11 protein-coding genes and 3 pseudogenes are annotated in these 11,376 nt (G+C 43.2%); 4 read left to right on the top strand and 10 right to left on the bottom strand.

The genetic code is table 11. The annotated features are described in order from the left end of the window. The first annotated feature begins 108 nt into the window (after positions 1-108). Both QWJ20_RS00070 and QWJ20_RS00065 read left to right on the top strand, forming a co-directional pair. On the top strand, positions 109-1,671 hold the full coding sequence (locus tag QWJ20_RS00070) for an ATP-dependent nuclease (protein WP_433991580.1): 1,563 nt from the start codon (positions 109-111) through the stop codon (positions 1,669-1,671). After that, positions 1,656-2,677 (top strand): annotated as a pseudogene (locus tag QWJ20_RS00065) (DNA helicase UvrD). Before QWJ20_RS00070 ends, QWJ20_RS00065 begins: the two are co-directional and overlap by 16 nt. Before the next feature lie 88 nt (positions 2,678-2,765). Here QWJ20_RS00065 and QWJ20_RS00060 read toward each other — a convergent pair. After that, positions 2,766-2,975: a type II toxin-antitoxin system MqsA family antitoxin gene (locus QWJ20_RS00060; protein ID WP_052238992.1), complete on the bottom strand. Its 210-nt coding sequence runs from the start codon at positions 2,973-2,975 to the stop codon at positions 2,766-2,768. A 292-nt stretch (positions 2,976-3,267) separates the two neighbouring features. Here QWJ20_RS00060 and QWJ20_RS00055 point away from each other — a divergent pair, with 292 nt between their 5' ends. Further along, entirely contained in the window at positions 3,268-3,942 is a 675-nt protein-coding gene (locus QWJ20_RS00055) for a hypothetical protein (RefSeq protein ID WP_433991579.1), read from the top strand. A 100-nt stretch (positions 3,943-4,042) separates the two neighbouring features. Here QWJ20_RS00055 and QWJ20_RS00050 read toward each other — a convergent pair whose 3' ends face one another. From QWJ20_RS00050 to QWJ20_RS00010, 9 genes and pseudogenes are all read right to left on the bottom strand, one after another. Next, a complete protein-coding gene (locus QWJ20_RS00050) occupies positions 4,043-4,744 on the bottom strand; it encodes a hypothetical protein (RefSeq protein WP_433991578.1) in 702 nt (233 codons plus the stop codon). Between the two features lie 68 nt (positions 4,745-4,812). Further along, a complete protein-coding gene (locus tag QWJ20_RS00045) occupies positions 4,813-5,244 on the bottom strand; it encodes a hypothetical protein (RefSeq protein WP_028085633.1) in 432 nt (143 codons plus the stop codon). Positions 5,245-5,373: 129 nt separating this feature from the next. After that, positions 5,374-6,468, bottom strand: a pseudogene (locus tag QWJ20_RS00040) (hypothetical protein); the annotation flags it as partial. After that, positions 6,452-6,856 (bottom strand): annotated as a pseudogene (locus QWJ20_RS00035) (site-specific integrase); the annotation flags it as partial. The pseudogenes QWJ20_RS00040 and QWJ20_RS00035, both read right to left, overlap by 17 nt. A 949-nt stretch (positions 6,857-7,805) precedes the next feature. Continuing rightward, a complete protein-coding gene (locus QWJ20_RS00030; protein WP_433991577.1) occupies positions 7,806-8,744 on the bottom strand; it encodes a type IV secretion system protein in 939 nt (312 codons plus the stop codon). Beyond that, complete coding sequence (locus QWJ20_RS00025; RefSeq protein ID WP_323610363.1) at positions 8,745-8,897, bottom strand: hypothetical protein; 153 nt, start codon at positions 8,895-8,897, stop codon at positions 8,745-8,747. Next, complete coding sequence (locus QWJ20_RS00020) at positions 8,894-9,454, bottom strand: helix-turn-helix domain-containing protein (RefSeq protein WP_323610364.1); 561 nt, start codon at positions 9,452-9,454, stop codon at positions 8,894-8,896. Before QWJ20_RS00020 ends, QWJ20_RS00025 begins: the two co-directional genes overlap by 4 nt. Positions 9,455-9,460: 6 nt before the next feature. Next, the gene (locus QWJ20_RS00015; protein ID WP_180781684.1) at positions 9,461-9,775 is read right to left on the bottom strand and encodes a DNA-binding protein; all 315 of its coding nucleotides are present in this window, start codon (positions 9,773-9,775) and stop codon (positions 9,461-9,463) included. Positions 9,776-9,785: 10 nt separating this feature from the next. Further along, positions 9,786-10,901, bottom strand: a complete 1,116-nt coding sequence (locus tag QWJ20_RS00010; protein WP_433991576.1) for a phage/plasmid replication domain-containing protein — start codon at positions 10,899-10,901, stop codon at positions 9,786-9,788. 191 nt (positions 10,902-11,092) lie between these two features. Between QWJ20_RS00010 and QWJ20_RS00005 the strand changes: the two genes are divergently transcribed. After that, positions 11,093-11,296 carry a hypothetical protein gene (locus QWJ20_RS00005; RefSeq protein ID WP_433991575.1) on the top strand — a complete coding sequence of 68 codons (204 nt, stop codon included), beginning with the start codon at positions 11,093-11,095 and terminating at the stop codon, positions 11,294-11,296. Positions 11,297-11,376 lie beyond the last annotated feature (80 nt).

The following is an 11,376-nucleotide window of genomic DNA, read 5'->3' as shown; positions in this document are numbered from 1 at the left end:
TGAGGAGAGCACGATGCGCAAAACCAGACAACCACCGTACTGAATTCTGTCGTAGCTAGACCTACCATAAAAAATGCATATAGGCCGAACGACAATAAGGATAAAACGATGCCCGTAATCACTCGATTGATGCTGCAAAATTTTAAAAAATTTCCTGCACTGAATCTGGAATTCAACGCTGACCGTAATATTCTTATTGGCGACAATGAGTCCGGCAAGAGCAGCATACTACTGGCGATGGATCTAGTGCTGAGTGACAGTCGGCATCGGGTTGAAACGTTGGGCGTGGAATCATTACTGTCACAGTCGGCTGTGGAGAACTTTCAGGCAAGTGAACGCCGCATCGATCAACTCCCCGAACTGATCGCAGACGTATTCCTCAGTGAAGGGACAAACCCTGATCTGAACGGCCGTCAGAATCTAGCTGGTGTTGACGCCGACGGCCTCAGGATGCGTATCGCCCCTATGATTGATGAGTATGGACAGGACATCCAGATTTTGCTGCAACAACATCGGGATAATTTTCCCTTTGAGTATTATTCAGTCAAGTTTACCACCTTCTCTGGAAGTCATTTTGCTGGCTTCAGACGCTACCTGCGCCATTTGATGCTTGACAGCGCACGTATAGATAGCGATCACGCTGCGCAGGAATATACACGCACGGTATACAGTGTAAATGTGCCAGTAGCTGAGCGGTACCGGCTGGAAAACAGCTATCGTCAGCAGAAAAACGACTTCTGTGAGCAACATTTATCTGTGGTCAACGACGCACTGGAGAATTATCAGTTCAGCGTCCGCTCAGGTACCCGTGCCAGCCTTGAAGCTAATCTAGACATTACTGAGGAAGGCATTTCTATCCGCAACCGCGGTAAGGGACGGCAGTGTTTCATCAAGACAGAATTTGCTCTGCAACGTCAGCAACAGCAGGGAGAGTTGCATATTCTATTGCTAGAAGAGCCGGAGAATCACCTGAGTCACGTCAGTATGAAGAGGCTGGTCAACCAGCTTGCTGCTGAGCGGCAGACACAACTGTTTATCGCCACACACAGTAGCCATATCTCGTCACGCCTCGATCTGCGTAAAGCGATCCTCCTTGGAGAGTCTCATCCAGTGCGGCTTAATGAATTATCAGAGGAGACTGCCTCCTTCTTTATTAAAGCACCGGATAATAACGTTCTTGAGTTTGCACTGTCACGACGTGTGCTCCTCGTTGAGGGGGATGCCGAATTTATCTTGATTGAGGACTTTTATCGACGCTTGTACAGCAAGGCTCCGGAGGATGATGGTATACATGTCATCGCCATCGGCGGAACAAGTTTTCGCCGCTATCTTGAGCTAGCCCATTTGCTGGGTAACCGTGTTGCTGCAATGCGTGACAACGACGGCGACTATCAGCAGAACTGCGTTGAGCGTTACGCTGATGTACTCAGTGATGCTACCCGTATTTTTGCTGATAGCGACAACAACCGTTCAACATTCGAAATCAGTCTATACCAAGACAACACCGTATTTTGCGAGGAACTACTGGGTAGGGATCGCCGGACGCTGACTGTGCAGGCCTACATGCTGGCTAACAAGGCAGAAGCGGCATTCAAGCTTCTGCAGCAGGACAACACCAAACTAATAGTACCTATTTATATCAGGGAGGCGCTGGCATGGATAAGAGCGTGATTTTTGCCGTTGCAGGATCAGGTAAAACTACTCTGCTGACACAGAGACTGAGAGAAGATAGTCGAAGCCTGATCCTGACACACACTGTTAATAACGAAGCGCATCTGCGAGCTAGGATCATAAAACAGTTTGGCTTTATGCCCGAAGGGATCCGAGTGATGACATGGTTTGAGTTTCTGTACTGTTTCTGTTTTCGTCCCTTTTTGCAGGAGCGATTTGCCTCGCGCGGCCTTAGTTTCGCTCAGCCACCGTTAAAACTCCCGCGCACAAATCCGCTGCATTATCAGGACCGCAGTGGCCGATTGTACCATCGGCGACTTACGCAACTCCTGATTGCACGGGGTATGTTGCCATCTATTTGCGATCGGTTGGTACGCTACTATGAGGAGTTACTTGTCGACGAAGTGCAGGATTTTGCCGGAAATGATTTTAACTTTTTGCTGGCTCTCTGCCGTGCAGACGTGTCGATATTGTTTGCTGGGGATTTTTATCAACATACATTCGATACGAGCCGGGATGGCAACGTCAATGCTACACTGCACGAGGACATTACCGGATATGAGGCTCGTTTTAGTACTCCGGTGTAACAGTTGATCGTGAGACACTAAGCCGAACATGGCGCTGCTCCACTACGGTATGTCGCTTCATTACCGACCAACTGAACATCCATATCGAACCACACAGAGCATATGACACCAAGATTGAAATGGTGAACGATGCGGAGCGCGTCTCAGTTCTGCACACAGATGACTCTGTTATTAAGCTATTCTACCGTGAGCATTACCGTTATGGTTGCTACTCAATGAATTGGGGGGCTAGTAAGGGCCTAGACCATTTCAATGACGTCTGCATCGTGATGGGTACAGAGCACTGGCGACTCTTGAATAAGCAGGGGTTACAGGCACTGCCACCGTCATCCCGCAATAAGCTTTATGTTGCGTGCTCGCGGGCACGTGGCAATATTTATTTTGTCCCTGAAGCCCAACTGCGGCGGTTCAAGCTCTGAGTTAGTAATCTCTGTATTTTTGAAGTCATCTCCTAGTTGTTTGTTTGCGAAGGTGGTTAGACAAGCAAAACACGTCTGTGCTATTCAGTTATGTGGTGTGCTTCAATATTATCTCATCACGAGCTTTTCTTATTTTGGCTCGCAACTCCTCTGATTCTTCTTTGTTGAGTACAGCTTCTCCACACTCAGGGCAGTGATCGCCTTGAATCTCTATTTCGACAGTATGTTCCCGAAAAGTGTAAGGCACACCTTTAACCATAGATACCAGCTCGGCACCGCCACAACTAGGGCACTTCATATCATTTCTCCCAAATTATCACTCGTCGAATAAAAGCCTAACATAGAATTGGGTCAGATTAACTTTGCTCATGTGCAAAATCTTGACGAACAATTCGAGGGCTGTTCGTCGACAACTCACTTTGAGACCTTTTGGGTATAATACATTGTTAGCTTTGAATATTAACATCGCAGCAATAGTCTCTATTGGCAAAATGTCATAACGCTCATGAGGGTAAGTTCTGAGTAAAAGTTGCATATGTTTTCGATTTGTCGTATTCGTGAGTCAGTAAAATCGAAAAGAAGGGGCGACGATGGCAGCGGCGAGTAAACAAAAGGCTAGTGCTTGTAACTGTTACCCAGATAGAGGGATACCAGCTGAACGTCTGCAAAAATTTATCAAGGAAGTGGCTGAAGATATTCGGACGGGTAACACACAGGTGGACGCAGCAAGCATGGCCGAGACGGATGCGGTTTTTGCCCTTGATGTCATTTTACAGTATATGAAAAACCGCACCATAAGCAGTATGACAAAAGAAAAACGACAGCAGCAGCGTCGGTTGTACAGCAAAGCGCTTTTTCTTGAAACGCTGAAAAAAGATGGTGGCGTGTATAACTTTGCTGAAGCGGCCGAGATTCTGGGTCGAACTAAAACCACAGTCAAAAACTGGAAAAATTCTCACCAGTTGCTGGCTCTTGAGATTGACGGTGAATTTTATTATCCAGCGTTCCAGTTCACTGATGACGAACGAATATCGGAAAAAGGCGTGCTCCGTGGCGTCTCTGAAATATTACCTCTATTGAAGAACTTCAGTGACAGAATGCAGTATTCATTCTTCATGGAAGAACGGAATAACGTACTCAATGGCATTTCCCCCCCTGGACGTACTTTCACTGTCGCGGAGATCCTTAGGCATAACACGGGCAAGGAACTATGGGCAGAGATCCATCGATTAGCCCGTATCTACGGAACACAAGACGCAGCATAATGAAGAGTGGGTTTGCTGCCCAGCTCAGACTTGAGCTGAAGTTTTATCATGCCACACATACTGCCAGAGCTCATGCTTAATGGCGGCGGCTGTAATTGGCTTATAAGCCAGTAGCTCCTGTATTTTCCGACTCCTGCTCATTGTCTAGGGTAGGTGCAGGAAAATTGGAGGCAATTAGTATCCTGACCTGTGACAGCCGTTTATCAGCGCGTTTGAGGAGCACCCCCTGAAAGGTAAATACGAAGACGGCCGCGGCCCACAACAGCATCTGCAGCAGTTTATACATTACCTCTCCATACACTGCGGCACTGACGTTATCCCGCAAACTGCTTTCAAACAACAGGTTCAGCAGTTGCCATTCGGTATACGTCAGGAGGGCGAGAAAACACACACTTAACAAAAAGCATGCAAACATCGTATTCCTACGTCGTGACGAGTCGCTTAATGCAGCTGCGTACTGCACCACCGGACGGCCACTGGCCACCGACACCTCAAACAAATCAAGGACTCGCCGCCCGGATGAAACCAATCGAATGATTTCCAGCGAATGGTTGCACGGCAGCACCACCCGTAGAAATGCCCAGGAAAGGGGACGGATGTTGTGCAGGCGAGCCACGCAGGACTCAACTAGGTAGGCACAAGGCTGCTCTCTGTCCAGCTCTCGGGCCACTGTATCCATCAGCGCTACTTTATTTTTATCGGCATTCTGCCTGTAAGACAGATAAGGAATAATATTGGCAACAATCAGCGTGACTAGGGGAACTGGCAACAGCTGCAACACTTTAAGAAAAATATCCCACATAAAAATCACCTAGTAAGAATCTATCCGATTGACACAGATGTAGAAAATGGCCATCGACAGGGGCTTCGTTACGACTTATGTAGCTCTCTGATCACATGAGGTGCAAGCAAACTTTCTACAGGAATTGCCGTATTAATTTTTACCGCTTTAACAATTGCAATTAAGGCAACTGTATTTTGTGTCAGTTGATCGCGTAGCTCGCTGATTTCCGTCTGCAACTGCTGATTTCTAGCCAACAGTGCCTGCCGAGTTTTGCGGTTGACATATTGTTGTTTTTCTTTAGGGCGTAAGTTCAGTGGATTGAGTTGCTGATCAACATAGGCTGCGATCAGCCGTTTTCTCTCCAAGCTGCTCAGTGTGCTTAAACCTCCGTTGAGAATACCCTTTTCCTTAAGGCGGGTATGCAAAGCTTTGGCAGAAATAGGCGACTTATCAAAGCCTTCAATCATCATCAGTTGTAGTTCATGTTCAATCAGTGTGTCCAGTTCCTTTCCGCGCATCAGAGGTTCCCCCTAGTCAGTTTTTTGTGCTCTAAAGCAAAAAGCTGTGCCAATGTCTTGATTTCTCCTTCAACTTTTATCTCTCCTGATAGCACATTCTCTGTTGAGACTAACCGTTGTGCTTCAGCACGACTCAACCACATGCTCAACCACATTATCCAACTCGATTAATTCATCGGACAGGGCGTTAATGCCTATCGGTAGATAATCGCTAAATTCTTTTTCCCGCAAATAGATCAGGCGGCGACGCATCGGATCAGTCAATTTTTTGACCACTTTGAATATGTTCTCAACCAGTGGTACAGCTAATGGTTCTACCCAGTGTGTGCGTTCTCCCGCACCTTTAACACCAACATAGCGTATGCCAAGGAAATAATCTGGAAGTCCCTTATCCTTAAGCCGCTTACGTGCTGCTGAGTCATCAATATGACGTTTGACCAGAGCATCCTGTCTGAGGTTGAATGCTTCAACAGAACGAAAACCAGTAATAATGAGTAATAACAAGCAATTCAGAGCTATTTTCTCGGCATCACTTTCTACTCGATGGATTAAAGCAACAATGTTCAAGAAACCACGAATAGTAATCAATGAATCCTCACCCTCGGTAGCCATATCAGCCAGCTTATCTTGGCGTTTTAGCGCAATGGTTTCCTGAGCTTTACGGGTCAAATTCGTTTGGTTGGTATATTGATTATCAGAAACATATTGTAAAGTGACGAGGGTAAATGCCTGATGATTTATAAGCTTTTGAAGACTGACACAGCGACCTTTGTAATTAGCCGTATTAGGGTCTCCAGGTGTTGATGCAGCACTGAGGACATCCATTGCGCGGCGAATAACGCCTGTGGTCAAATAAACTGGGTGAGTTTGTCCGGTAGTTTCCACTAATGCGTGGTACCAGCGTTTTAAAATCATCAAGGTTGCTATAGCCACAGCGGGGGAGATGTTTTGATTTCTCCTTTGGTATACAAGTACCAGCATGGACTTCATGAATTTGATATAAGCATTGTCAATTGTATGGAAACCTTCAATGCCTTTGAAACGACTGATTTCATCAAATCGCAACGAATTTTTACCATTTCCTCTCAACCAACCGCTGCCTTTGGTACCACATGCCCAGGCAGAGTCATCCCATGAGTGGGCGAAGTCAGTTGCAAGATGTTGTTCAAACCAGGTTTGTTGTTCGGTAATGAACATTTGAAATTGCTCAAAGTTTTTTTTCATCATGTACCTCTTTTTTCAGATGAAAACGGCAACGAGCAATAACAGACTGGATTTCAAATTGCGTGGTTTCATGAATGGAAATGAGAGGATTACGCGCGTTACCAACACTATCTGAAATGATTATTAACTCATCAGCTTCTTTGATTACACTATCCAAAACTGCCTGATGATCGCCGTCAGTGAAAGGGCGGTAATACAAGCAGCCGTAACAGCATCGCACTTCACAGAAAGGACACTTACCATCAGTTCTGGAACAGCCACCTATATCATAATGCAATTGATCGCCAACCACTCCTGTCACTCGGTAACCTTGCCAATCTTGAGCGGATGTCAGTTTTCCTGTCAGCATCATGGCAACCATATTTTGCCAGACAGGATTAACACCGAGCCGTCAGTGTTCGATAGTTGTCCCGGCAAAGATGCAAACGGGTATGTAAACGTGAAGCCACAAGTGATAATGCTTTGGGAGAATCATCACAAAATGTTGGTGATATATAAGTGTTAATTAAAAAAGAAATAAAGTGAACCACCGCCCTAAATCGGGCTGCGTTAGTAGAACCGTGGGGCTCAGAGACCGTCGTAAATGGCAGTCGCTTTGACTGGATGATGCGACCATTTTCAAGATACAGTAAAAAATCGGGCATTTCCCCGATAGCAATGTCCGGATTATGGCCAGATGAATAGAAGCTGTAGCAAAACGTGACGCGATGCTTTTGCTGCCAGAATTCGTAGAAGAATTTCACAGCCTGTAGCGAAGCATTCTGTGTGGACAATGAACGATGAGCAAGATGATCAATGTGATACCTGAGTGGATACAACAATGGCAAACAGGTTGCCATGTCCATCAGGATCCATTGCCGTTTACAGTCGGAGATAACCAACTGATTGAGTGAGTACACGACTTAACCTCATAATGATTGTGGCTATGAAGAAAATGTACTCTGAACCTAACGCAAGAAACGAGAGGGAAGTCAGAAATTACTAACGTATTGATTTATCGTAACGTGGATGTGACTTGTGAACTTATTAACCACCACAGGTGATTTAACATAATATACATTATACGAACCAATGGGCAAGGAGGCTGAATCTGGCGTTCTCGCCAGCGTGATTGGGTTTATCCGTTATCGCTGATACGTTCTCTTGTCTTCGACCATCAGCCGCTTAAATCGCTGTTTAGCGCGTCACTATTTTATTCGGTTTTTNACATTATACGAACCAATGGGCAAGGAGGCTGAATCTGGCGTTCTCGCCAGCGTGATTGGGTTTATCCGTTATCGCTGATACGTTCTCTTGTCTTCGACCATCAGCCGCTTAAATCGCTGTTTAGCGCGTCACTATTTTATTCGGTTTTTTCTTAAGTTACGGACAAGTCCAATTCCTTTCCAAATCCCCTTCCCTGCATTAATTCCGGCTCTAACCCCCATAATCCCACGCATACCGCCACTATTACCAACCGAGCCGCCTCCCATTACTTGTGCAGCATAATCAGGGAGCGCCTGAGCTATAGCGGTAAATGCACCAAATATCAGAGGGATAGACAATATGCTCATCCATTGAATTTTAAAAAAACCATCATCACCAATAATATTTTTTGTTATGTAATTAATTTCTATTGATATAACCATGCCAAACATTAAATTGGCTAACATGAATCCGCCGACCACACTTATCCAGCCATAAAAATATTGGCGAGTCTGCTCAAATAATGCAAGTGCGATAAATAATGGACCAATCGCAAGGAATAATGTGGTTGATACTTTCAATACAATAAGTGTTGATATACAAACACCAAGGAAGGCAATTCCTGAAAGGATTAAGACAATCAGACAGATGCCGCCTGCAATCGACGCTTTTATTTCATCGCCCCATATTCCCCAATCGACTGCTTTGAATACTTGTATTACCGTATTAATAAAAGAATTTACTAATACATCAATTTGGTTATTTGAACCAGATTGATCACCCGTGAGCAATGCTGTTAGTTCAGATGGTGCGCTGCTCACAAATGGAACAACAATTGATACATACGGCTGAATACCGAATGCAAAAAATGTAATGAACATACATTTAAATACCTGCCAGAAAATATCCTCTATGGCAGAGGTCAACCCGCTAATGTACCAACTCAGCGATCGTAACCCAATATACACCCCCCAGAACCCGCCAATGATGATGCTAACAACCGCCATCATTTTTGATGTTCCAGTTGCCAATGTTCCATTCAAACCATTATCTATGGCCTCAAAAATAGGTTGAACAACTTGAACATCCATTCACTTGTCCTTTTTCGGTTTTTTGTTTCTTCTTTCGAGAATTAATCCAGCAACACCGAATAAAATGCCTACAGTTAATACATACCATGGGATGTTATGCAACCATGACCATTCAATGAAATCACTCACAGATTGATTGATGTAATTAATCATAATAACTCACCTTTGTTTTTATACATCAACGATGATGATTCAAATAACTTAATAATCTTCAATGCACATTTAATATGATAGTAAGCCTCTATCTTTAAAATCATGCTTTTATTTCTCCCTACATATCTTTTGAAGAGTGTTGTTTGTGCGTTTTTTTCAATGTGATTGACATGCCCCATTACATAGGATATGTTTTTATTTAATTCCCTAGAAAGTAATCTCATATTTTTTAAGTATGAAAGATAAATAATAAAATAAAATGAATCTATTTTTAATCTATCCAGTTTTACCGTGGACGAAATAAACACCATTTCTTTTGCTACCTGATATAACTCATCAGAAGAAGGCAAGTTAACAACAGTTACTGAGCCTGGCGTTCTCCCACTGAGGGGCTGAAATAATTGAGTACCAAGTAATCCCTCAAGGTTTGAGATATGTTTTGAAAACGTTGAGTTTGTAATAAACACACGAGACGCCGCAACATCGTAACGTCTTAATTCATATAGATTTATGAAGCATTTTAGTTGAAGCATTGTAATAGATGATGTCTGGTTCATGATTGGCTACTTTATCTCTTTAATACCCGTCTCCCCAGACAGGTTGTAAGTGACACCTTCCCTTCCCTCCATTGACCAAGGACGGACATAAATAGGGACTTGAACCATTTTCCCGACAAGATTATTCGCCTGATTTAATACACCAGAGTTAACCAGGGATTGAGACACGCGGATGATGATTAAATCCTGCTTAATCCCACCGAATCCGTCTGGTAGTTCAAGACCTATGCCTATTTCATTATGATATCCCTGCCCTCCTCGTTTTTGCTGTTGCCTTGTCCCCAGCATTTTTCCATTCACAAACAACCCATAATTAGCCATAAGTCACTCACTAGACTGCTTTTAAATAAACTAGTTTTTTATACCAATCAGGGATTAAACATTCACTGACAACAATTTCTCTTACATTTTTCACGATGACAGGACTAAATTTTGAAATATTGCATTTTTGAGCAATATCAATACCTATTTTTCTAAGCCGTGCTCGATGACTTTTTACTTGTCTTTTATTAAAATCAAATGAATGACCTTGAAACCATTGGATTGCATACATTGCTGTAGTATTGGCTGCTCGCGTGGTATCCACTACCCCTTGATTAAGCAACTGCTCACTAATAGTTTCAAAATCCATAGCATTCACCGAGAGTTTTTTATCTAGATTAAGAAAATCATCATGTAGCTTCGCAAGTAATGAATAATCAGATAGCCCCCAATATGTGAGTGATTTTTTTTGTAAAAATCTAGACTTTAATTTTTGTTCAAACCTTACAATTCCACTAAGCTTACAGTATTCAATAACATCCAATATATATTTATATTCTAATGATGAATTTGAGAATTTATTTTTTATTTTTATAAGATTATGTATTTCAATTTCATGAGCCTTGTTATAAACCGTAGGGTAAATTAGATTTATATTTCCTTTTTTAGATAACCAGTCAACGGATTTTCCATTAGAGTGTAATCTTGGTACGCTATTACGATATGGCTGTGTAGACAAACCCGATATGTAGTCATCTTCATTTCCCTTCCCCACGGCTCTATTCGACGTTATATGAATTTCACGAATAATAGCACCATCGGAAACAGTGTGAGTTTTTTGACTTTCTTTCGTTTGAGTAAACATGGTCTTCGTGCATTTTGTAAATGTCGGCAAACCTAAGTCGATCAATATGTTGTTATAAACAAAAACACATGCATCGATCGTGGGTAACCCAAATAAATTATCTAATCGTCCCCATCTTGATGGGTTTCCAGTCATTTTTAATACGGACCCACGAATAGATATTGATACGACATCGCAAAAGGAACCACGATGTTGAAAAGTAGGCTGTGATAAGGCGCTGGCCTCACCGCTATCAAGGTGGATTCTCTGATAAGCAACATCAGAAAGAATCGGCAACTGATAACCAAAATCCTGTTCGATAGACAGCCAGTCAAAAAACATAAGCGAATTCCGCTCAATAGCACGTACATTTGTATGTAATGTTGTTCGATAACACGTACATATGTATACATGTAACTAATAACAATGATGGCGAGCGTAAACTAGTATCATGTAACATGTCAACATATAACAGACAGCATGTGCATAAACACATAGAATTGAGATGTCATCTAATTTTTGGGTCAGGGCATATGAGCGAAGCGCTAAAAACGACAGTCCGGTTAAAAAAGCAAGAAGCCGTCGAGCTGAGAGAACTCGCCTTTTCTCTGACTAAGAAGGCGATCATGAAGGGAAAGCAGAAGATTTATTCCGAGTCAGATCTAGTTCACTACATGATTGAAAATGCGATAAAAAACATTGATATAGATGAAGATGGAAATCTGTACTTAAAATAACCGTAAACAAGTTGACAGACGAAAAGTGCGGGAAACCGCACTAAAGTTCGGGTGTCACTGAACCCCGAACCGCTTCGCGG

This window comes from Pectobacterium sp. S5, assembly GCF_051707265.1.
GTDB lineage: Bacteria > Pseudomonadota > Gammaproteobacteria > Enterobacterales > Enterobacteriaceae > Pectobacterium > Pectobacterium polare.
Note: the sequence above shows the minus strand (reverse complement) of the source record. Positions and strands in the feature narration are given on the sequence as shown.

What these genes read in the sequence shown, in the direction of transcription:
- QWJ20_RS00070 (WP_433991580.1), top strand. Translation starts at nt 109, where the DNA reads ATGCCCGTAATCACTCGATTGATGCTGCAAAATTTTAAAAAATTTCCT.
- QWJ20_RS00060 (WP_052238992.1), bottom strand. Translation starts at nt 2,975, where the DNA reads ATGAAGTGCCCTAGTTGTGGCGGTGCCGAGCTGGTATCTATGGTTAAA.
- QWJ20_RS00005 (WP_433991575.1), top strand. Translation starts at nt 11,093, where the DNA reads ATGAGCGAAGCGCTAAAAACGACAGTCCGGTTAAAAAAGCAAGAAGCC.
- QWJ20_RS00020 (WP_323610364.1), bottom strand. Translation starts at nt 9,454, where the DNA reads ATGAACCAGACATCATCTATTACAATGCTTCAACTAAAATGCTTCATA.
- QWJ20_RS00015 (WP_180781684.1), bottom strand. Translation starts at nt 9,775, where the DNA reads ATGGCTAATTATGGGTTGTTTGTGAATGGAAAAATGCTGGGGACAAGG.
- QWJ20_RS00010 (WP_433991576.1), bottom strand. Translation starts at nt 10,901, where the DNA reads ATGTTTTTTGACTGGCTGTCTATCGAACAGGATTTTGGTTATCAGTTG.
- QWJ20_RS00055 (WP_433991579.1), top strand. Translation starts at nt 3,268, where the DNA reads ATGGCAGCGGCGAGTAAACAAAAGGCTAGTGCTTGTAACTGTTACCCA.
- QWJ20_RS00050 (WP_433991578.1), bottom strand. Translation starts at nt 4,744, where the DNA reads ATGTGGGATATTTTTCTTAAAGTGTTGCAGCTGTTGCCAGTTCCCCTA.
- QWJ20_RS00025 (WP_323610363.1), bottom strand. Translation starts at nt 8,897, where the DNA reads ATGATTAATTACATCAATCAATCTGTGAGTGATTTCATTGAATGGTCA.
- QWJ20_RS00030 (WP_433991577.1), bottom strand. Translation starts at nt 8,744, where the DNA reads ATGGATGTTCAAGTTGTTCAACCTATTTTTGAGGCCATAGATAATGGT.
- QWJ20_RS00045 (WP_028085633.1), bottom strand. Translation starts at nt 5,244, where the DNA reads ATGCGCGGAAAGGAACTGGACACACTGATTGAACATGAACTACAACTG.